General features: G+C 38.9%; 17 protein-coding genes. 10 read left to right on the top strand and 7 right to left on the bottom strand.

Annotated features, from left to right (window positions below; all coding sequences use genetic code 11):
• Positions 1-4: 4 nt before the first annotated feature.
• The 3 genes from AC52J8_RS07085 to pepN form a co-directional block, all read right to left on the bottom strand.
• Positions 5-709: a fimbrial biogenesis chaperone gene (locus AC52J8_RS07085; protein ID WP_086399546.1), complete on the bottom strand. Its 705-nt coding sequence runs from the start codon at positions 707-709 to the stop codon at positions 5-7.
• A 72-nt stretch (positions 710-781) separates the two neighbouring features.
• Positions 782-1312 carry a Csu type fimbrial protein gene (locus tag AC52J8_RS07080; protein WP_057070438.1) on the bottom strand — a complete coding sequence of 177 codons (531 nt, stop codon included), beginning with the start codon at positions 1310-1312 and terminating at the stop codon, positions 782-784.
• Positions 1313-1897: 585 nt separating this feature from the next.
• Positions 1898-4504, bottom strand: a complete 2607-nt coding sequence (gene pepN / locus AC52J8_RS07075; protein ID WP_086399547.1) for an aminopeptidase N — start codon at positions 4502-4504, stop codon at positions 1898-1900.
• A 318-nt stretch (positions 4505-4822) separates the two neighbouring features.
• Between pepN and AC52J8_RS07070 the strand changes: the two genes are divergently transcribed.
• The 3 genes from AC52J8_RS07070 to thiM all read left to right on the top strand — a co-directional run bounded on the left by AC52J8_RS07070 (position 4823) and on the right by thiM (position 7252).
• Entirely contained in the window at positions 4823-5080 is a 258-nt protein-coding gene (locus AC52J8_RS07070) for a hypothetical protein (protein ID WP_005068647.1), read from the top strand.
• Between the two features lie 151 nt (positions 5081-5231).
• Positions 5232-6389: a hypothetical protein gene (locus AC52J8_RS07065; protein WP_197738984.1), complete on the top strand. Its 1158-nt coding sequence runs from the start codon at positions 5232-5234 to the stop codon at positions 6387-6389.
• Positions 6390-6424: 35 nt separating this feature from the next.
• Entirely contained in the window at positions 6425-7252 is an 828-nt protein-coding gene (gene thiM / locus AC52J8_RS07060; RefSeq protein WP_005073703.1) for a hydroxyethylthiazole kinase, read from the top strand.
• A gap of 122 nt (positions 7253-7374) precedes the next feature.
• On the opposite strand, the gene AC52J8_RS07055 is transcribed toward thiM, so the two are convergent.
• Both AC52J8_RS07055 and AC52J8_RS07050 read right to left on the bottom strand, forming a co-directional pair.
• Positions 7375-7734 (bottom strand): 5-carboxymethyl-2-hydroxymuconate Delta-isomerase, encoded by a 360-nt coding sequence (locus AC52J8_RS07055; protein WP_057062398.1) that lies wholly within the window; start codon positions 7732-7734, stop codon positions 7375-7377.
• 43 nt (positions 7735-7777) lie between these two features.
• Complete coding sequence (locus tag AC52J8_RS07050) at positions 7778-9490, bottom strand: AAA family ATPase (RefSeq protein WP_005073697.1); 1713 nt, start codon at positions 9488-9490, stop codon at positions 7778-7780.
• Between the two features lie 230 nt (positions 9491-9720).
• Here AC52J8_RS07050 and mdh point away from each other — a divergent pair, with 230 nt between their 5' ends.
• Both mdh and AC52J8_RS07040 read left to right on the top strand, forming a co-directional pair.
• On the top strand, positions 9721-10893 hold the full coding sequence (gene mdh / locus AC52J8_RS07045) for an iron-dependent methanol dehydrogenase (protein WP_086399548.1): 1173 nt from the start codon (positions 9721-9723) through the stop codon (positions 10891-10893).
• Between the two features lie 195 nt (positions 10894-11088).
• Positions 11089-12057 carry an alpha/beta hydrolase gene (locus tag AC52J8_RS07040; protein ID WP_086399549.1) on the top strand — a complete coding sequence of 323 codons (969 nt, stop codon included), beginning with the start codon at positions 11089-11091 and terminating at the stop codon, positions 12055-12057.
• Here the strand turns inward: AC52J8_RS07040 and AC52J8_RS07035 are convergent.
• Positions 12054-13244: a helix-turn-helix domain-containing protein gene (locus AC52J8_RS07035; RefSeq protein ID WP_086399550.1), complete on the bottom strand. Its 1191-nt coding sequence runs from the start codon at positions 13242-13244 to the stop codon at positions 12054-12056. The two genes, AC52J8_RS07040 and AC52J8_RS07035, sit on opposite strands and share 4 nt — an antisense overlap.
• 142 nt (positions 13245-13386) lie before the next feature.
• Between AC52J8_RS07035 and exaC the strand changes: the two genes are divergently transcribed.
• The 5 genes from exaC (at position 13387) to AC52J8_RS07010 (ending at position 19669) form a co-directional block, all read left to right on the top strand.
• Positions 13387-14898: an acetaldehyde dehydrogenase ExaC gene (exaC, locus tag AC52J8_RS07030; protein ID WP_004791594.1), complete on the top strand. Its 1512-nt coding sequence runs from the start codon at positions 13387-13389 to the stop codon at positions 14896-14898.
• A gap of 220 nt (positions 14899-15118) precedes the next feature.
• The gene (gene eat, locus AC52J8_RS07025; protein WP_086399551.1) at positions 15119-16555 is read left to right on the top strand and encodes an ethanolamine permease; all 1437 of its coding nucleotides are present in this window, start codon (positions 15119-15121) and stop codon (positions 16553-16555) included.
• Between the two features lie 13 nt (positions 16556-16568).
• Positions 16569-17954 (top strand): ethanolamine ammonia-lyase subunit EutB, encoded by a 1386-nt coding sequence (locus AC52J8_RS07020; RefSeq protein ID WP_086399552.1) that lies wholly within the window; start codon positions 16569-16571, stop codon positions 17952-17954.
• Between the two features lie 10 nt (positions 17955-17964).
• Entirely contained in the window at positions 17965-18780 is an 816-nt protein-coding gene (gene eutC / locus AC52J8_RS07015) for an ethanolamine ammonia-lyase subunit EutC (protein ID WP_086399553.1), read from the top strand.
• A 166-nt stretch (positions 18781-18946) separates the two neighbouring features.
• Positions 18947-19669 carry a glutamine amidotransferase gene (locus AC52J8_RS07010; RefSeq protein WP_086399554.1) on the top strand — a complete coding sequence of 241 codons (723 nt, stop codon included), beginning with the start codon at positions 18947-18949 and terminating at the stop codon, positions 19667-19669.
• Between the two features lie 500 nt (positions 19670-20169).
• Here the strand turns inward: AC52J8_RS07010 and AC52J8_RS07005 are convergent, their stop codons facing one another.
• Positions 20170-21897, bottom strand: coding sequence for a glutamine--tRNA ligase/YqeY domain fusion protein (locus AC52J8_RS07005; protein WP_017385407.1), 1728 nt, complete (start codon positions 21895-21897; stop codon positions 20170-20172).
• Positions 21898-21956 lie beyond the last annotated feature (59 nt).

The raw sequence follows: 21956 nt of genomic DNA, 5'->3' as shown, positions 1-21956 counted from the left end.
CCTCTTAAAGTGTGGTTTTCTTACCATTAACTGTTAGAGATACGCTGTATTTATGATTTGGTTGGTAGGTAAAGTTACTAATCGAGTAACTTTTCGACTTCTCCGCAAGAATATAACCATTCACAGTATTTACTTTAATGGGATAACTTTTATTCGCAGTTGTATCAACAAGCGTTAGACTATTTAACAGCGCATGTCGGTTACCTATATTGCTAATATTTAAAGAAGGTGTGTTCTGGTTAACATCAATTTTCCAACTCAATTTGGTAATCGCATCTTTATTGACGACAAATACAGGTAATGATGAGCGAAGTAATACATTTACTCCCTGAGCTGCTTTACGGCTATCAATCGGTTTGGGTAACTCATCAATAATAATACGATAAGTTTTTTCACCAGAAATAGGTTCTGGGTTAATTCTAACTACACGTAAGTTATAAGAATCATTAGGTTGTAGTTTTAAAAATGGTGGACTAACTACAATCTCATCCGTAGAGATTAACTGATCTTGCCCAGCATTTTGTCTCCACTCAAATACACGCACCTGTAAATCAGCACTTTCATTTGACTGATTATATAAACTAATTGAAGCAGCATTTTGATTACTTAATATTTCTACATTTACAGGTGAAAGACGGATTGTTGCGGCGTTAATAGAGCTAGATAAAGATAAGAATAGTCCCGTAATAATAAAAATATTTTTTTTCATGATTTGCTCAAATATAACTTTTTAATGTATTAGCCCTTTCAAAAGGGCTAACGTAATTCTAATTTATGCAAATTAATAAGTTACTGTAACAGTCACACTGTCAACATAGCTACCAGCACTTGGTAAAGTTGTTCCTGCAGGAATACGACCATACACATTTACAGTTTGAACATTACCCGTTCCAGTTCCACTGTAGGCAGTCGTTGCAATACCAATTGCTGTGGCACGCCCAGTGTCAGTGAAAAGGTTGTAAGGAATATATTCGTTGCTAGTCGCCCCACCAATCATGCGACGTTGGGTTGATAAAACATTCTGACCACCATCAAATGACAAAGTCCATGGCACAGTATTATTACAAAGGACTTTAATTGAGGTACCACCTGTCGTTGTCGTATCTGCATCGACATTGCTAGCCAGCGAACTTAAAGTACCAAAGTCTAAAACTGCATTTGTTGTCGTACCAGTTGCAGAGGTATTCAATACACAACTATTGGTTACTGTTGCTCGAACAGTTAATGTACCTGTTGCTGTAGCTGCATTTGCTGCATTAAGAGAAAATACTCCTGCAACAACTGCTGATAAATAAATAAAAGTCTTTTTCATGGCCAAAACCTTTTAAACTAAATTGTCGAATTAATAGATATAAAAAATTTAACCCTTATTCTTACAATCATTTTTATTTGACTGCTCTTTTAAAGCTTATTTTTTTATCCTACTTTCCAACATAATACATAAAAATAAATAAAATGCATGTTCACGTTATTCTTTTAATTTCTAATCAATAAAACAAATTTACCTAAACCTATCTTACAGATACAAAAAACAATATTTACAAAATATAAATATTTGATTTAAATAATTTTAATAAAAACACTAGAAAAAATATTAAGATAAATTTAAATAAATATTTCAAAATTTAGCTAACTTTAAAAAATTAGATAATTTTCTAGAGATAATTTATTTTTTATATTATTTATCTCTTTAATTTTCATTTTATATTATTTCTTAAAAGTGCATCTTCAAAAAACTATTAAAGATTATAATTTATATAAAAATAAAATGATAAAACTTGATCTACAAATGAACTATGACAAAGATAGCTTTGTTTATTTTAAATCTTGAAGAGCTATGAGATATAAAAAAAAATAAAGGCCTCTTTAGAGACCTTTATTTAGTAAATTTAAATAATTAAACGCTCAGCATGCTATTTAAAGTTTCAGAAACATTTTTCGATTTTACTTTAGGCTGCAATGCTTGTAAAGCTTGTTGCACTTGAGTACGCTGAGGCTCTGCAAGCGTATACCAACGAGATAACACCTGTAACAGGCGTGAACCTAAAATCGGGTTTTTCTCGTCTAGATACTCTGCAAGATTAATAAAGTGAGCTACACCAAAGCCCCAAGTATTTTCAGGATTATTTGACAAGCCACCACTTACCGCACGAATACGATTTGGAGTTGTTAAATCATAGTCAGGATGTTGAGTAAGATACTCTATTGTTTCTGTAGTGGCATTTGGGTTTGCAGCTTGAATCATGAACCATTGATCTAAAGACAAGGCTTCATCTTTAAAGCGATCATAGAAATCAGCAAGTGCTTCTTGAGCTTGAGGCGCATTTTGCCAAACTAATACACGTAACGCACCTAAACGTTCAGACATATTGCCTGTGTTTTGATATTGCACATGTGCTAATTCAAATGCAGTTTGATCGCCCTGACGAGCCATCATCATCAACATGATATTTTTTAATGCACGAACGCCCATGGCTAACGAGAATTCTTTTTGCAAATCTGGGTCAAGGGTAAGATAAGTATCTTTCCAGAATGAACCCAACTCTTGTGCTAAACGATTAAGCAAGGCTTCACGTTTTACATGAATATCTGCTGGTGCATAGTTCTGATCAATACGACTACCCAAATAACCTTCACTTGGTACATCAAACAAACGTGATGCTAAAAGCGGGTCACGACCAACCAACTCCGGCAAAGTGCTTTGAATAGCTTGAATGTACGCATCTGCAGAATGGTCTTCTAGCAAAATACGCTCAAGCAAGGTTTGCGTTGCTTGCCATTGGTTAAAGCCGTTGGTTTCGTGTTGAATTAAGAATGCTAATTCAGCATCGGTATAGTCAAATACAAGATTTACAGGCGCAGAGAAATTACGGAGTAACGACACAACAGGTTGCTCAGTTACCCCTGTAAACTCAATAGTTGCTTCATCTTGGTCAAACAAGTACACGCCATCTTTAACATCATTTACGAATAGGCTTTCACTACGCAATGTATATTGCTCCCCTGTTTGAGCGTTAAAAAGCGCTAAAGCAACAGGAATTGGAACAGCTTTTAAGTTTGGATATTTCGGATGCGCTTTTAGGCTTTGTTTAAAGCTTAAACGATAAATTTGTGCCGCTGCATCATATTCACCTTTTGCTTCAAGCTTTGGTGTACCTGGTTGGTTGTACCAAGTTAAGAATGCAGATAAATCGACACCTGAACCTGCAGATAATGCAGCAACCCAGTCTTCTACAGTTACGGCTTGTCCATCATGACGGCGGAAGTATTCGTCTGTTCCCTTACGATATTTTTCTTTGCCTAACAAAGTAGACATCATGCGGTTAATTTCCGCACCTTTTTCATAGACTGTCGCTGTGTAGAAGTTATTAATTTCGACAAAGTGATCTGGACGCGGTGGGTGCGACAATGGACCAGCATCTTCAGGGAATTGATGTGATTTAAGTACAGCAACGTCATCAATACGTTGAACCGCAGCAGATTGTAAATCTTCAGAGAAAGACTGGTCACGGAATACGGTTAAGCCTTCTTTTAAGCACAGCTGGAACCAGTCACGGCAAGTAATGCGGTTCCCTGTCCAGTTATGGAAATATTCATGGGCAATCACAGACTGCACACGCATAATTGCTGCGTCAGTTGTGTATTCTTCATCGGCAAGTACGCATGAAGTATTAAAGATGTTTAAACCTTTATTTTCCATTGCACCCATGTTGAACTGACTCACCGCAACAATCATATAGTTGTCGAGGTCATACGCACGGCCGTAGTGTTCTTCATCCCAACGCATTGAATGCTTTAATGCTTCCATCGCGATATGGCATTTTGGAATGTCTTTCTCAATAGCATAGATTTCTAAAGCAACATCACGCCCTTCCGAAGTCGTATAACGATCTTTAAGAACAGCTAAATCACCAATAACACAAGCAAACAAATAGCTTGGTTTTTTAGTCGGATCTTGCCAGATCGCAAAGTGACGGTTTTCACCCACCTCACCTGTTTCAAGCAAATTACCATTGGCAAGTAACACAGGATATTTTTTGTCTGCTTCTACACGTGTTGTAAAAACTGAAAGAACATCTGGACGGTCTGGATAGAACGTGATTTTACGGAAGCCTTCAGGTTCATTCTGGGTTACAAACAACTCATCTGCTTTATACAAACCTTCAAGCTGAGTGTTGGTTTCAGGATGAATAATCACTTGAGTTTGTAAAATGACTTCATCTGGTGCATCAGTGATCACCAGTTGTTCACTATCGAGTGAATATTGTGCAGGAGTAAGATCTTGACCATTGAGCTGAATAGATTGCAACTCAAGATCACGGCCCAATAACACCAAGTCTCCAGCAGTTTGACGCTTCATGACTAATGTTGAATCAACAATTGTTTTGTCATCATATACTTGAATATCAAGATTAATGGATTCAACCAAGAATGAAGGTTTTTGATAATCTTTTAAATAAACTGTTTGATCTGCCTGAACTGGAGGCTGCGCCGCAATATTCATCTTTATTCCTTATATACTTTTCGGAAACCGTAGTACGAATTTTATGAACTTGATCATATACATTCATACATACCGTGTTTGTTTACCTTTATAAAATTAATGGGACTTCATTTATACATTTCAAATTAGAATCGTCTTTTATTAGCACAGATTAGACCAAATTTACGATAATCGTTGCTTATATAATCAATCTATACAATAAAAATAAAACCACTTCAGCTTTTAACATTTTTTAGAGTCAGCTTACATTTTGGGCATGGTTCTTGCCTTCATTAATACACCAATATAAATATTTCAATCAGAACAAGAGGTGTCAGTATGGAATTAAAAGCACATTTTCATCGTTTAGAAAATATTAAAGCAATTCATGATCTAGACGCAGCAGGACTCGATCACCATGTGATTGCGGTGTTTTTATCTGCGGAAGGTATTTCTATTACAGCTCAGGAGGTAACCTCTATCGTCAATACTTATGATGCTTTAGGTAAAGTAAAATTACCAAGTAAAAAAGTGCAGGCACTTATCAATGCCAAAAAGCTTGGACAGAATGATGAGAGCTTGCCGTGCCCTGTTTAATTTTAAATTTTAACCCCTTATGAAAACCTAAAGTTAAAACAAAGACTTTAGGTTTTCTATTTTTGCACCAAACAAAAAGACAATCTCAGCTATCGGCAATGCGGCTGTGTATAATAAGTCAGTCATGATAGATTTAAGCGTTCGGAGCAAAATGGTCTTACAAATTCTACAGAAACAGCTAGATGAAAGTAGCCATTGTCCTCTCTGCCAAGCTTCAATGTACTGGGTAGATGCCGAGCAATTTGAGCAAGACATTCAGTTTCATGAATGCAGTCATTGTCAGCACCGTGTTTTTAAAGACACGAAAATGACTTGCCATTGTGAAACATGCACAAAACAACGGAAAAAGCTTTTACAGCAAACACGCCTACAAGAACAACGCCAGTTTAAGTCAAAAGAGCAACCACAACGTAGTCTGGAACACCTCAGTTTTTTGCATAAACTTTTTTTACTTAGCTTGCTTGATGACTATGCACGTGACGATGTTGCTCATGACGAATACATTCACTGGGACCAAATTAAATATCACTCTATTACCCCGAACTGGATTTTTCAAAACTATCTGATTAAGCAACTCCATAAAGATGGAATTTTAAACGCCCAAGATCAAGCTGATGAACCTCAGTGCTTTTATTTAAATATTCGCTTGGACGGTTATAGTGACCCAAGTTTATTTAGTGTAGCTCAGCAACTACGCCACTGGTTTTATGAAAATTTAAGTCTTGGTATTCCGTTTCGTAGTGCCGATGAAGTAAAAGACGTACTTTTTCAGGTGCTCTATCAAGAGATTATTCAGTTTATGCAATTCTATTGCCGAACTTGGGGCATTCAAATTGCAGGAAGCTCTAATTTTCAAACTTTTTGTTATCGTTTAATGGATTCATTGGCAATTGGTCAGATTTATTATTTAATTCAAACCGCACTTGAGTATCTTTATAAACAGAAAGCCCTACAGCCGCGTAATGAAAAATTTATTAACACCAATTTGTTGAAGAAAACCTTAGAGCAATATCGCGAGAGAGCCTTAGCTGAAAAGTGGGAAACCTCAATGTTGCCTCGTCCTCACAATATTCCCTACAGTAAAATGAGTTATATTTTACTTAACCGCTTCTTAGGTTACGACGAACAGATCTTTGTACAACCTGTCTGGAAAGCATGGCGAAAAATTGAACCTCGATTAAACTTTTATTCAGTTAAACGTTGTATGCATTGTGGTTCAAACGATTTAAGTGTTGATTATGATGCAGCAGATTATGTTTCCTTAATTTGCCAAAGATGTAAGCATCAAGATCATTATTTTACTCACTAAATCTACAATCACTTTGGCTTAATAAGGATAATAATATGACATCAGCATCGACTTTGATTGAGCAGGTAATTGACGCTTGGCAAAACATGCAGGCAAAGACGCCTCTTGTGCAATGCATTACCAATAGCGTCGCGGCCAACTATACAGCCAATGTTTTACTTGCTTCTGGTGCTTCACCTGCCATGATCGATAATCCTTATGAAGCAGAAAGTTTTACCAAAATTTCATCGGCTTTAAGCATCAATTTAGGCACCCCGACTTCAGAGCAAATGCAAGCCATGCAAATATCTGCCAAGACTGCACAGCTCAATGGCATTCCATGGGTGCTTGATCCAGTCGGCTATGGACCAATTTTAGCTTGGCGTAGTCAAATGACAGACGAGCTTTTACAGTTCAAGCCAAGCATTATTCGTGGTAATGCTTCAGAAATTAGTACACTTGCAGGCAACCAAGTTCAATCTAAAGGTGTCGATAGTACTCTAAGTAGTGATCAAGCCTATCAACAGGCTTATACACTATTAGCACATGCGGACTGTATCGCTATTTCAGGTGAGTCAGATTATATTTTATCTAAAGAATTAGACGTCGTTATTCAAGTGAACGGCGGAAGTCCTTTACAACCAAAAATTACTGCAACAGGCTGTGCTTTAGGTGCGTTAATTGCAGCATATAGCGCTGTGACGACGCCAACCATTGCTGCTCTTTCAGCTCATGTTCATTTTGCGATTGCAGGTAAACTTGCTGCAAATCAAGCGCAAACTATGGGAAGTTTTAGCACCATCTTTATGGATTACATCCATATGCTAGATGACAACTTGATTGAGCAATATGCAGATATTAAGCTTTTAGAGATACTGGCATAATCTAGGTTATGCCTATATCACGCTAGACTCACTTTAAAAGTAAGTAGATTTCTGTCCATTCGATAGCACTACTTTTACATAGTGCTAATCGCTATTCTTGATCGAAATTGCGCTTTTTAGTGTTATACAACTTGCTTGAAATAATCTTCTCTTGGCATATCGACAAGCTCAACGCACAATTGAATTTCTTTATTAAACTCTTGTTGTAGATATTTTTTATTACTAAGCGCCGCTAATAACTGCTCACCCATAAGCTGTTTTTGTTCAGCCGTTCTTCCCGACAAAATATAGACCTTTGCATGAATATAAGCCTGTTCGGCTCCCAAACCTATGAGGAAAACATCATCTTTACGCGCACGGCTTTTAATGTCTTCTGGACTAAATAGCTCTGTTTCAATCAGTGTGGTATTAATTTCTTCAAGTAATTGTTTTGCGTTTAATCCAGTTAAATTTTCTGAATAATCAACTACAACGTGCGGCATAGCCACCTCAATTTATATAATAAGTCATTAAGCGAATTAAACTTTATTCAATAAATAATAAAGCTAATCGGACCTGATCATATCCCATTCGAGGACTGGTTGCTTCAACAATTGGTCTTAGTTTGATCGAACCATCATCAGAAAAATGATCTGGATTTTGGCGCTTTTTCAGCTTCTTATAAATTTTACGAATTTCTTCGACCACTTCTTCACCTGGATGAGCAACCGAAATATCTAGCTTTTGCTCTTTATGAAGTCGAGCCAAGTGATTAATAATTGTCGCTGGGGTTAAACCACGTTCATGCGCGATGTCTTCAATCTCATAGCCTTCTTCAAACAAAACACGTGTCTCATCTAAAGTTGCCGTAGCGTAATTTTGCTTGCCACCTTTTGCGAGTTTCTTCTCATTACGAGAAATCTCGGTTTCATTCAAGGTGCCGCCACAGTGACGAATAAACGCTTTATGCTGAGCCGTTAAATCTACATCTGCAAAGTTGTCTTCGGCTTCTTTTGAAAGCTCTTGGAAACGGCGATCGGCTTTGACAGCTAAACTGTCTAACTCTAAAGCTTGCTCGTTAATACCTAATAATTTTAGACCAGTTAAAGATTTTAAGCGCGACAATGCAACATAACCCTGACCTTTTTCAAAGGTATTCATGAGATTAATTTCAGCGGCTTCTAAAGTCATCCCTTGGCTTTTATGAATGGTAATCGCCCACGCTAAACGAAGTGGAATTTGTTGAAAACTTGCAATCACTTTGCCTGCTTCATTTTCAACGGACCAAGTTTCAGGGGCAACTAGCAAAGTCGTGCCATCGGTTAGTTTGACCTTTGGTAGTAAGCCATTTTCGTCATCTTCCTCAAAGCCGATGACTTCACCCAAACTTCCGTTGATATAGCCCATATCAAAGTTATTTTTTACAAACATGACTTTGGCATGCTTTTTAAGTGTGAGTTCTTCTGGCGCACGCACTGAAGATTTTAAAGTTTCTAATAACTTTTCATTACCATCTAAAACAGCATTGAATTGATGCCCTTCATTATCAATTTCATTTAAATGCTGATAGTTGATATTGTCGACATCCATATTGTGCGTATAAAGACGAGTAAAGGTCTCACCAATATCATGTGCTCGTGATTGACGCAGTGCTTGCAAATGATCTGCTTGAATATTTTGCGCACGAATGGCATTTAAAATCTGGTTCAGAATTTCATCATCTTGGCGGTGTTGTTCCGTTAAATAACATACACGGAATTTGGCTTCGACCCATGCATCTGACATAAAGCAGAACTTGTCACGGTTGGCTTCACCATTACGTCCTACAGGCGGCAACTGGAAGAAATCTCCAGCCACAATGACTTGAATACCACCGAATGCTTCGTCGCTTTCTTTAAAATATTTTAGGACTTGATTGACCAGATTGAGCTGCTTCGCATGTAGCATCGAGATTTCATCAATTACAAGAACTTGCGCATTTTCAAGGTGTTCCTTGAGATATTTACGCTCTTTCATGCGTTTTAGATCGTCGTCAGTTAACAGATCTTTAATGCCAATGCCAGCCCATGTATGAATGGTCATACCGTTCATATGTGTTGCTGCAATACCTGTAGATGCCGTAATTGCCACAGGCACTTTACGTGCTTTTAAGTATTGGATGTACTGATTAAGTGTATAGGTTTTCCCTGCACCAGCCGAACCGGTTAAAAAGACATTTTCACCTGCTTTAAGCAGTTTAAGCGCAGTTTCCTGTTTCATAATCTCATATGTACATCTTCAACAGCCCATAGCTTAACGATTTTCCCGAAAAAATTAAATGAATGTGCCAAACTTTCTAAAAAGCACATATAAATCAATAATTAAAAACAAAATAATATTTGGTAGGTTTTTGGTAGGTAGGAAAATAAACTTCACATCACAATACTAAGGCCATGGTGAGGCTCACCTGTAATAACAAACAATGGATTTATGGAAGAAGGAATCACTCCATGGCTTTTAAAAATATTGCAGATCAAACAAACGGTTTTTATATTCCATGCGTATCACTCTTTGGACCAGGATGTGCTAAAGAAATTGGTACAAAGGCACAAAACCTCGGCGCAAAAAAAGCATTAATTGTGACCGATGAAGGCTTATTTAAATTTGGTGTTGCAGATCTTATCGCGAACTATTTAACTGAAGCAGGCGTTGCAAGCCATATTTTTCCGGGTGCAGAACCCAACCCAACCGATATTAATGTTCATAACGGTGTAAATGCCTATAACGACAATGGCTGTGACTTTATTGTATCGCTAGGTGGTGGTTCATCTCATGACTGTGCAAAAGGGATTGGCCTAGTCACTGCTGGTGGTGGTCATATTCGTGATTACGAAGGTATCGATAAAAGTAAGGTACCAATGACGCCATTGATTGCAGTCAACACAACCGCTGGTACAGCATCTGAAATGACCCGTTTCTGTATTATTACCAATACAGACACTCACGTAAAAATGGCAATTGTCGACTGGCGTTGTACCCCACTCATTGCAATTGATGACCCGAAACTCATGATTGCAAAACCGGCTGGTTTAACGGCTGCAACAGGTATGGATGCTTTAACCCATGCTGTTGAAGCCTATGTTTCTACAGCAGCCAATCCAATTACCGATGCGTGTGCAGAAAAAGCTATCACCATGATTAGTCAATGGTTACAACCTGCTGTAGCAAACGGTGAAAATATCGAAGCACGTGATGCAATGAGCTATGCACAGTACTTGGCTGGTATGGCATTTAACAATGCATCTCTAGGCTATGTACATGCAATGGCGCATCAATTGGGCGGTTTCTATAACCTACCTCACGGCGTATGTAACGCAATCTTGTTACCACACGTCTGTGAATTTAACTTAATTGCTTGTCCAGATCGCTACGCAAAAATCGCAGATTTAATGGGTGTAAAAACTCATGGACTGACGGTGATGGAAGCTGCATATGCTGCAATTGATGCCATTCGTAAACTGTCTTCATCCATTGGTATTCCATCTGGATTAACAGAGCTAGGCGTAAAAACTGAAGACCTTGCAGTTATGGCCGATAATGCTCAAAAAGATGCGTGTATGCTGACCAATCCACGTAAAGCAAATCATGCACAAGTTGTGGAGATTTTCAAAGCAGCACTTTAATCTTGATGTAATGGCACATCCCTCTAGTAAGTCAAACCCCTCCGACCGTTGACTTACTTTTTGGGGAATACTTAGCTCCAGCGGTATTCCCTTTTTTTAAACCTCTATTCCAATCCAACCTCTAAACCTGATTGACAATTCGCCCATTTCATTGAAGGATACTCAGCATGTCTTAATTACAATAGCTCGATAAAAATGAATACATCCTCAGCTAATCAAAATTATGTTCCAGATATTTTAGGTACTGGCTACGAACAGCTTACACTCAACTTTCCTAATGATTACGAAGGAAAAGTTGTAGCTACCTTAGTGCGTAAAAAGGCTGCTCAATCGACTCAAAAAGCCGTGCTGTATATTCATGGTTTTTTAGATTATTTCTTTCAAACTGAAATGGCTGAACAATTCAACGCGCATGGTTATGACTTCTATGCCCTAGATTTAAGAAAATATGGTCGTTCCAAGCTACCCCATCAAATCTTCTATAATGTGCTTGATTTAAGTGAATACGATGCCGAAATTACTCAAGCATTAGATATCATTGCTAAAGAACAGCACACTCAAGTATTGCTTGCAGGCCACTCGACTGGCGGTTTGACAGCAACGCTTTATGCTGCCCATCACCCGAACCATCCTCTTATTAAAGTGCTATGGACGAATAGTCCATTTTATGACTTTAATTTAAGCTTGGTCGAAAAGAAGTTTGGTATTCCAGTACTCAGTCGAGTAGGAAAATATCTACCTAAAGTTAAATTCCCAAGCCAACTGAACAAATGGTACACCGCGAGCCTTCACAAACAGCTCAAGGGCGAATGGGACTTTAATCTGGACTGGAAACCTACCTCTGCCCCTACGGTTCAACTCAGCTTTCTACATGCGATTCATACAGCACAAAAAGAAATACATCGCGGAGTTAAACTGAATGTTCCCGCACTGATTATGCATTCTCATCAGACTAAAAATCCTAAAAAATGGGGAGCCGATGCGACTCAAAGCGATGTAATTTTAGACGTTAAAGACATTGAAAAATTTGGCAAAAAAATCAAAGGTGATGTCTCTGTTGTCTCTATTCACAATGGCTTGCATGATTTAGTCCTTTCAGCCCAGCCAGTACGAGAACAAGTCTATCAACAATTGTTCCAGTGGCTGGATCAAAAAATCACTTAACTGAGCTTAGGTGAGTCAAGGTATTTCATCAGCAATTGATGCGCGGGATGTTCACTCGGTACTAACTCCATAAGCCGTTCTACCGCATCGATTGCTTCAGGGAAATGAGCTAAATGCTTAAGTAATAAATCTGTTTCTTGCGTTTTAAAAATTGCATCGCTCAAGCGCGATTCAAGACAATCACGCCATGCACATAAAAACGGGCTTTCCGTTTTTGCCAGAAAAACACCTGTGTAAAGCTGCAAAGCAGAAGCCGCATATCCCGCATCCAGTGCTTGTTCAGCTTGTAAAAAATCGGCTTCAACATGTACAAGCAAACGATATGGCCGAGATCCAAGTAAACCACCCAAAATATCTCGAAGTTGAGACATTTCAGCTTTAAGCGTCCCCATACTGACTTTACGTTCGCCATAGAGCGCCTGATAAAGATGCTCTAAAGTTAAGCCATGTGGACATAAGGCCAATATCGTCAAAATTTCAATTTGACGCGGTGTTAATAACAAACTTTTGCCATTAAATTTAACTTGTGGCGTCGAAAATGCACGAATATGTAATTGCTGACGCTGCTGCTCTAGCAAGGCAGATTGAATAATTGATGCACAACGTTCGGCAGCCAATATTCCTAAACTATTATGGTTCTTCCAAGTAGTCGATAAATCAACGACACCTAGAGTTTGTTTTGAGTATGGATCGATAATTGGCGCGGCATAGCACACCCAATCATGAATCGATTCCATATAGTGTTCATTAGAAAAAACACAACTTGATTGCTGAGTTTTTAAAGACAAAGCCAATGCATTGGTGCCAACAAATTCTTCACGCCATTGCCCACCCTGCACAAAGTGAACACGCTCAGCTGCACTTTGCATTTGAGCACTTGTTGCCGTCCAAATAATCGTACTGCCGATATCGCCGACAGCAATCACCATTGAAGATTGCTCTGCAATATGACGTAAATCGTCGGCACACTGACTTAAAGCCATATCTAAAGCATTTTGTGAAGCAAATTTTTTTTCGACTAAAGGAGCCGCAAAACGCTCTTTAGGAATCGCAGCAGAAGCTGATCGTTCCCATGAGCTTGCAATACTTTGGCCGAGTTTGGCAGCATTCTGAGGAGAGAGACTATTTTGCGTGCGCAGTTGATCAATCAACGTCCGTTGCTGCAATAAATCCTTTTTTGTGAACATTTGTAAATTCCTTATATATCCACATTTCTATTCCAACCTTTCTCCAACCTTCTTCTTTATATCCTAATTATACAAAGTACGAAAGTACCTACTGACAGGGTTCTTGTTAGTCTTTAGTCCTAAAAAGCAAAGGAATATTTATATGCGCTATATCGATCCAAATCAACCAGGCTCAAAAGTTCAATTTAAATCACAATACGAAAATTTTATTGGCGGTGAATGGGTAGCACCTGTAAAGGGTGCATATTTTGACAATGTATCTCCTGTTGACGGAAAAGCTTTTACACGTATTCCACGCTCTAGTGCCGAAGATATCGAACTCGCTCTAGATGCAGCGCACAAAGCAAAAGCAACATGGAATAAAGCATCACCAACAGTACGCTCAAATATCCTTTTAAAAATTGCTGATCGTTTAGAAGCAAATCTTGAAATGCTTGCTGTTGCAGAAACGTGGGATAACGGTAAAGCAGTACGTGAAACTTTAGCAGCTGACCTTCCACTTGCGATTGATCATTTCCGTTATTTCGCTGGATGTATTCGTGCTCAAGAAGGCGGCATCTCTGAAATTGATGAAGATACCATTGCGTATCATTTCCACGAACCACTCGGTGTAGTTGGTCAAATCATTCCATGGAACTTCCCGATTTTGATGGCAGCATGGAAACTTGCACCTGCTTTAGCAGCTGGTAACTGTGTTGTGATTAAGCCAGCTGAACAAACTCCAGTGGGTATTTTGTTGGTGGCTGAACTCATCCAAGACATTTTACCACCGGGTGTCCTTAATATTGTCAATGGTTTCGGTTCAGAAGTCGGCCGTCCTTTAGCGACAAACCCACGTATTGCAAAAATCGCATTCACAGGTTCAACTCAAACTGGACAAATGGTGATGCAATATGCGACTGAAAATATTATTCCAGTTACCTTAGAACTTGGCGGTAAGTCACCAAACCTTTTCTTTGAAGATATCATGGATAAAGAAGATGACTTCTTAGAAAAAACGCTTGAAGGTTTCGCCATGTTTGCCTTAAACCAAGGTGAAGTATGTACCTGTCCTTCTCGTGCTTTAGTACAAGAAAGTATTGCTGATCAGTTCTTAGAGATGGCAGTCGAGCGCGTAAAACGTATTAAAACTGGTCATCCACTTGATACTGAAACGATGATTGGTGCTCAAGCATCTCTACAACAACAAGAGAAAATCTTGCGTTGTATTAACACTGGTCGTGAAGAAGGTGCAGAGCTCTTACTTGGCGGTAGCGGCCGTAAAGAAGTAGGCGATGGTTACTATGTTGATCCAACTATTTTTAAAGGTCACAACGGCATGCAAGTTTTCCAAGAAGAAATTTTTGGACCTGTACTTGCTGTGACAACGTTCAAAGACTTTGATGATGCAATTAAAATTGCCAATGACACCATGTATGGTTTAGGTGCAGGTGTGTGGTCACGTTCAGCTCACATTTCGTATCGTGCAGGTCGTGCTATTGAAGCGGGCCGTGTTTGGACAAACTGCTACAACATCTACCCTGCACATGCTGCATTTGGTGGTTACAAGAAGTCTGGTATTGGCCGCGAAAACCATAAGATGATGCTAGATCATTATCAACAAACTAAAAACTTGTTGGTGAGTTATTCAACTAAACCAATGGGCTTCTTCTAAGTTTCGCACCAAGTTGATACCAAACTATCAATACTAGAAAGAAGTAAGATGACTAATTATATAAGAAGCCAGTAATTTAGATTGCTGGCTTCTTTATTTCCGATTGTTAAGCTTGAATTTTTATCATTTAGAATAAAAAAGCTCCATCTACTCTCTGAAGTGCTTCATTTAGGCATTGCTTTTGCATTGATTCATACAAACCCACTCGCAGGAGTATTGTATGAATCAACCAGAAACAGCTTCCGTCATTTCTTCAAGTACAGAAGTCTCATCAGCAGAATATTTTGCTCAGCGTCAACTCAAACAAGGTACGGTTGGTTGGTTACTCCTGATTGGTTTAGGCGTAGCTTATGTGATATCAGGTGATTTTGCTGGCTGGAACTTCGGCATAGCCCAAGGTGGTTGGGGTGGGATGTTTATTGCCACTGCACTCGCTGCAATCATGTATCTGTGCCTGTGTCTTTCTATGTCAGAAATGTCCACCATGATGCCGACAGCAGGCGGCGGTTATAGTTTTGCGCGTGCTGCTTTTGGTCCTTTTGGGGGCTATTTAACAGGAACAGCCATTTTAATTGAATACGCAATTGCCCCTGCTGCTATTGCCGTATTTATTGGTGGTTATTGCGAATCTTTATTTGGCATTAATGGCTGGATGATTTACCTCGCCTGCTACGCCATTTTTATGGGCATACATCTGAAAGGTGCTGGCGAAGCCTTAAAAATCATGTTTGCCATTACACTTGTCGCAGCTGTTGCTCTGGTTGTGTTTATTGTCGCAATGATTCCACACTTTAATGCACAAAATTTATTTGATATTCCAGTTGGCACAGCAGCTGGTGCAAGTCGTTTTCTACCTCATGGCTATTTAGGCATCTGGGCCGCAGTTCCCTTTGCAATCTGGTTTTTCCTTGCAGTTGAAGGTGTGCCATTAGCCGCCGAAGAAGCAAAAGATCCAGCAAAATCCCTGCCACGCGGTTTAATCGGAGCAATGCTCATCTTAACGGCCTTTGCCATGCTCATTTTATTCTTAGGTGCAGGTGCAGCGGGTGCAAGTACTTTACAAAACTCTGGTGCTCCCCTCGTCGATGCTCTGGTTAAAGTGTATGGCACTAATACTTGGCTTGCGACTTTTGTTAACTTTGTTGGTTTAGCAGGTTTAATCGCGAGTTTCTTTTCAATTATCTATGCCTATTCCCGTCAAATTTTTGCACTGTCACGAGCTGGTTACTTACCTACTTCACTCTCTTTAACCAATAAAAATAAAGCCCCTTATCTCGCAATTATTATTCCGGGCATTATTGGGTTCTTGCTTTCACTTACCAAAGAAGGTGATTCACTCATTTTAATCGCTGTTTTTGGTGCCACCATTTCCTATGTATTGATTCTTTTATCTCACATCAAACTACGCCTATCTAAACCCGACATGCCTCGTCCTTATAAAACTCCTGGAGGAATCTTCACTTCAAGCATTGCACTGATTTTAGCAGTCGCTGCTGTGGTCGCAGGCTTTGTTGTTAATCCGAAAGTTTGGTTTATTGCTGCCGCTATTTATATCGTATTTATTGCTTACTTTTTATTCTATAGCCGTTATCATTTAGTGAAAGGTACACCAGAAGAAGAGTTTGCAAATATTAAAGCCGCAGAACAAGAACTATAAAAAGGATTCAACTATGAGTTATCGCAATATTGTCGCCAATCAACAGTATCACTTTGCTGACTTGAAGACCTTGATGGCAAAAGCTACACCGTTACGTTCAGGCGATGAGTTAGCAGGTGTAGCTGCCAAAGATGCAACCGAACATGTTGCGGCACAAATGACTTTGGCCGATGTACCGCTTAAAACTTTTTTAAATGACGTTGTGGTCGATTATGAAACTGATGAGATTACCCGTTTAATTATTGATGAACATGATCTGGCAGCCTTTGCCCCTATTTCACACTTTACAGTAGGCGATTTTCGAAATTGGTTACTTGGTGAAGAAGCCACTGCTCAAAGCTTAAAAGCTTTAGCATCAGGTTTAACTCCAGAAATGGTGGCTGCAGTCAGCAAAATTATGCGCAATCAAGATTTGATTTATGTCGCTAGCAAATGCGAAGTGGTCACCCAATTTCGCAACACAATCGGTTTAAAAGGTCATCTTTCTACCCGTTTACAACCGAACCACCCGACCGATGATGTGCTCGGTATTTCTGCCAGTATTTTAGATGGTTTGATGTATGGCAATGGTGATGCCGTGATTGGCATTAACCCTGCAACAGATAACCTTCATAATTTGTCAGAGCTACTAAAATTGCTTGATCATGTCATTCAGGAATATCAAATTCCAACGCAATCTTGTGTTCTCACACATATCAGCTCAGGCATTCAACTTGCTGAAAAAAATGTGCCAATTGATTTAATGTTCCAATCAATTGCCGGCACCCAACTAGCTAATGAAGGTTTTGGAATTTCACTCGATTTACTACAAGAAGGATATGAAGCCACACTTGCACTCAAGCGCGGAACCATTGGACAAAACGTCATGTACTTTGAAACTGGTCAAGGCAGTGCGTTATCCAGCAATGCACATCACGGCGTTGACCAGCAAACATTAGAAACGCGTGCTTATGCAGTCGCCCGTAAATACAATCCGCTTTTAGTAAATACAGTCGTCGGCTTTATTGGTCCCGAATATCTTTTTAACGGTAAACAAATTATACGTGCAGGCCTAGAAGATCACTTCTGCGGTAAGTTACTTGGAGTACCGATGGGCTGCGACATTTGTTATACCAACCATGCCGATGCCGACCAAAATGATATGGATGTTCTCCTTACTCTGTTTGGTGCTGCGGGCATTAACTTTATAATGGGGATTCCGGGTTCAGACGATGTCATGCTCAACTATCAAACCACTTCATTCCATGATGCCCTCTATTTAAGACAACTCCTCGGTTTAAAACCCGCTCCTGAGTTTTCAGCATGGCTTGAACAGCAAGGTATTTTTAAACAACAAAACTCCCAAATATGTTGGGCAGACCACATGCCCGACCAATTCTCTCGCCTGCTCATGAACTAGGGAGAACGCCATGAAACTTAATCGTGATATTCAATACCCTTTCTCTACCCATCAAGATCAGTGGGAAAAACTTAAACAATTTACTGATGCCCGCATTGCATTAGGACGCGCTGGTTGTAGCATCCCAACACGTGCCTTACTTGAGTTCCAGTTGTCTCATGCGCAAGCAAAAGATGCGGTTTATCAAAATATGGATGTTTCATATTTATCCGAACAATTACAGCTAAGGCAGCTGCAAAGTCTTCATGTACAAAGTAATGCCCCTAATAAAGAAATTTATCTTAAGCGTCCAGATTTAGGTCGTCAGCTTTCAAACCCATCAAAAGAAGCCTTAATTAGGAAGTATGCAGAAAACACGCAACAGTATGATGTTTGTATTGTGGTCGGTGACGGTCTCTCCGCAAGAGCGATTGAAGCAAATGCCATCCCATTCATTACAATGTTGAATGAACAAATTCAGCAAGAAAACTGGAGCCTTGCACCAATTACAATTGCGACAGGCAGTCGGGTTGCATTAGGCGATGAAGTCGCAGAAATATTTAAAGCATCCATGCTTGTGATGCTCATCGGTGAGCGCCCTGGTTTAAGCTCTCCTGACAGTATGGGAATTTACTACACATGGAATGCATATTCAGGCTGCCTCGATGCCAAACGTAATTGTATTTCTAATGTTCGCTCAGCAGGTTTAAGTATTCCAGTTGCAGTACAACGTTTAATCGCTTTAATGAAAAAATCCAAACAACTTGGTTTCTCAGGAGTTAATCTAAAAGATGAGCATCAACTTTCAAATATAGATTTTGAAGAAACTCAAAAGCTATTATTTTAAGCAATGGAATATGCAAAGAGATTTATTGGAAAATAGATAATCCCTTGCATAACGATATTATCTTAACGAAAAATATCAATTTTCAGGTATTGACGATTTATACAGATATTTTCTTCTTTATATTTATCGCTATACTCCACCTATTGATCTTCTATGAATCATTTGTATGAACACAACAAACGCCTTCCCTAAAACTATTTATGCCATTCAGCATCTTGCTTTCGAAGACTTAGGTTCATTAGAAGATGTCTTTTATCAACACGGATTTCGCGTCCGTTATTTTGAAGCAGGTGTAGATGATTTAACTCCTGCATTTTCACACGATGGATTAACTATTATTTTAGGTGGACCAATCGGGATTTATGAAACTGAAGATTATCCGTTTTTAAAAGATGAAATCGCGTTACTCAAACAACGCTTAGCTGCAGATAAACCTACACTTGGTATTTGCTTAGGTGCACAGCTTATTGCTCATGCGCTTGGCGCAAAAGTATATGCAGGGCATCAGAAAGAAATTGGTTGGGGACCACTGAGCTTAAGTTTACGTCCTAATCAGGTGTTATCTCCTTTGCTTAATAATGTACATGTTCTACATTGGCATGGCGATACTTTTGACCTGCCTGAAAATGCTGTGCTACTAGCTAGCTCAGATATTTATACCAATCAGGCATTCGAAGTTGGCAATAATATTCTTGCATTGCAATTCCATATTGAAACGACAGAAGAAAATTTTGAGAAATGGTTGATTGGCCATACATGCGAACTTCGCAATGCTAATATCTCAATTCCAAAACTTCGGGAAGAAAACTTACAATATGCTCAAGCACTCGAACATGCAGCATTTGAAGTAATTCAAAAATTTCTAAAACGCATTGGATATAGTGGTTAATATATAAATTAATCTACAATCCAATATATTAATCAAATTATATTTATAAACTGAATGTTTATTTTTTATCCAAAGATAGATTATTAATCTATCTTTGGGAACATTTACTATTAATTTGCGTGTATTATAAATTTATTAATTTTGTAACATAAAATATACGCTGATTTACTATGGATATCTGGAAGTTTATTAAAAGCTTTAATACGGTTAATACTTATTTAATGCTTTCAACTATGCTTCTTCTATTATTAGTTCTTTATTTTTATGTGATTAGTCCTACCTAAGCTTGTTTGCCAAGGAAGCGAAATCATAAAGAAAAAGAATATTATGATGAGAAGACCTCCGAAAAAAAGCCCAACCTTATAGTTGGGCTTTTTTAATATTTTCTATTTACTCACAACGTGTTGCTCGTCTTGAGAAAAAGTAAGAGATAATCAATCTCGGCTGTTTACTCACAACATGTTGTTCGTCTTGCGAAAAAGTAAGAGATAATCAATCTCTTACTTTTTCTCAGGCTTGAAGCTATCTTTCAAATCCAGAATACGGTTGAAAACCGGTTTCTCTGGTGAATGATCATATTGATCAGCAACGAAATAGCCTTCACGCTCAAATTGGAAACGATCTTCAGGATTCGCTTGTGCCAAAGCTGGTTCAATGACAGCTTGTACCACTTTTAATGATTCAGGATTAAGATTTGCCAAGAAGTCATCATCTGCATCAGGTGCGGCTTCAGTAAACAAACGATCGTAAATACGCACTTCAGCAGGAATCCCTTTAGTTGCAGATACCCAGTGAATCACGCCTTTAACTTTACGGCCTTCCGGATTCTTTCCTAGAGTTTCAGGGTCAATTGAACATTTCAGTTCAATCACTTCACCATTTGCATCTTTAATGACTTCATCACATTTAATCACGTAAGCATGGCGTAAACGCACTTCACCGTCAGGAATTAAACGTTTAAAGCCTTTTGGCGGTACTTCTTCAAAATCTTTACGATCAATATAGATTTCCTTGGTTAAAGGAATCACACGATCACCCATATCAACATTAGGATGGCGAGCATGCGTAAGATCCATATCTTCAGGTAAATTAGTTAAAGTCACTTTAAGTGGACTTAAAACAGCCATACCACGCGCAGCAGTATTTTCTAAAGATTGACGAATACAGAACTCAAGCATTGCAACATCAACAATACCGTCAGTTTTTGACACGCCTACACGCTTACAAAAATCACGTAAACCTTCAGGAGTAAAACCACGACGGCGCATACCGACTACGGTTGGCATACGTGGATCATCCCAACCATTTACATACGCACCTTCCACCAATTTACGTAATTTACGTTTTGATGTGATGGTGTAGTCCACGTTTAAACGTGAAGATTCGTACTGATGCGGAACAGCTTTAGATTTTACTTTTTCTACAATCCAGTCATAAAATGGACGGTGATCTTGGAACTCTAATGTACAAAGCGAATGGGTAATCCCTTCAATCGCATCAGACAATGGATGAGCATAGTCATACATTGGATAAATTTTCCATTTATCGCCAGTTTGGTGATGCTCTGAATGCAATACGCGATATAAAATCGGATCACGCATATGTACATTCGTACTTGCCATATCAATCTTGGCACGTAAAACCGCTTCACCCTCTTTAAACTCACCGCTACGCATTTTTTCAAAGCGAGCAAGATTCTCTTCAATAGATGCATCACGGTATGGAGAGTTTTTACCTGGCTCAACAAAGCTACCGCGGTTTAACTTAATTTCTTCTGGAGATTGTAAATCTACATATGCATCGCCTTGTTCAATAAGTTGAACTGCCCATGCATATAATTGATCAAAATAACCCGATGCATAACGTGGTTCACCATTCCAGTTAAAACCAAGCCATTTCACATCATTCGCAATACCGTCAACATACTCTTGTTCTTCAGCATCAGGGTTTGTATCGTCAAAACGCAAATTACACAAACCATCAAACTCTTCAGCCACACCAAAGTTCAAGCAAATCGCTTTTACATGGCCAATATGTAAATAACCATTTGGTTCTGGTGGAAAACGCGTTACGATCTGCTTTGCACGTCCCGTAGCCAAATCATCAGTAATGACTTGGCGAACAAAATCTAAGCCAGCCTGTTGTTCTTGCTGCGCAGAATCGACAGAGGCATGAGTATTCGGTGTCGGGTTATTAGGCAGGCTCGAGACAACATCATTAGGCTTCATAGTGTATCAATCACTTCTTTGTAGATAAATTTCGAAAAATTTAAACGCTATCTTCATTT

Source organism: Acinetobacter sp. S-1 (assembly GCF_059579785.1).
The sequence above is the reverse complement of the archived record's forward strand: the minus strand, read 5'-3'. Positions and strand labels throughout refer to the sequence as shown.

Bases quoted from the DNA above. Each gene is read 5' to 3' on its own strand.
- AC52J8_RS07085 (WP_086399546.1), bottom strand. From the start codon at position 709: ATGAAAAAAAATATTTTTATTATTACGGGACTATTCTTATCTTTATCT.
- AC52J8_RS07080 (WP_057070438.1), bottom strand. From the start codon at position 1,312: ATGAAAAAGACTTTTATTTATTTATCAGCAGTTGTTGCAGGAGTATTT.
- pepN (WP_086399547.1), bottom strand. From the start codon at position 4,504: ATGAATATTGCGGCGCAGCCTCCAGTTCAGGCAGATCAAACAGTTTAT.
- AC52J8_RS07070 (WP_005068647.1), top strand. From the start codon at position 4,823: ATGGAATTAAAAGCACATTTTCATCGTTTAGAAAATATTAAAGCAATT.
- AC52J8_RS07065 (WP_197738984.1), top strand. From the start codon at position 5,232: ATGGTCTTACAAATTCTACAGAAACAGCTAGATGAAAGTAGCCATTGT.
- thiM (WP_005073703.1), top strand. From the start codon at position 6,425: ATGACATCAGCATCGACTTTGATTGAGCAGGTAATTGACGCTTGGCAA.
- AC52J8_RS07055 (WP_057062398.1), bottom strand. From the start codon at position 7,734: ATGCCGCACGTTGTAGTTGATTATTCAGAAAATTTAACTGGATTAAAC.
- AC52J8_RS07050 (WP_005073697.1), bottom strand. From the start codon at position 9,490: ATGAAACAGGAAACTGCGCTTAAACTGCTTAAAGCAGGTGAAAATGTC.
- mdh (WP_086399548.1), top strand. From the start codon at position 9,721: ATGGCTTTTAAAAATATTGCAGATCAAACAAACGGTTTTTATATTCCA.
- AC52J8_RS07040 (WP_086399549.1), top strand. From the start codon at position 11,089: ATGAATACATCCTCAGCTAATCAAAATTATGTTCCAGATATTTTAGGT.
- AC52J8_RS07035 (WP_086399550.1), bottom strand. From the start codon at position 13,244: ATGTTCACAAAAAAGGATTTATTGCAGCAACGGACGTTGATTGATCAA.
- exaC (WP_004791594.1), top strand. From the start codon at position 13,387: ATGCGCTATATCGATCCAAATCAACCAGGCTCAAAAGTTCAATTTAAA.
- eat (WP_086399551.1), top strand. From the start codon at position 15,119: ATGAATCAACCAGAAACAGCTTCCGTCATTTCTTCAAGTACAGAAGTC.
- AC52J8_RS07020 (WP_086399552.1), top strand. From the start codon at position 16,569: ATGAGTTATCGCAATATTGTCGCCAATCAACAGTATCACTTTGCTGAC.
- eutC (WP_086399553.1), top strand. From the start codon at position 17,965: ATGAAACTTAATCGTGATATTCAATACCCTTTCTCTACCCATCAAGAT.
- AC52J8_RS07010 (WP_086399554.1), top strand. From the start codon at position 18,947: ATGAACACAACAAACGCCTTCCCTAAAACTATTTATGCCATTCAGCAT.
- AC52J8_RS07005 (WP_017385407.1), bottom strand. From the start codon at position 21,897: ATGAAGCCTAATGATGTTGTCTCGAGCCTGCCTAATAACCCGACACCG.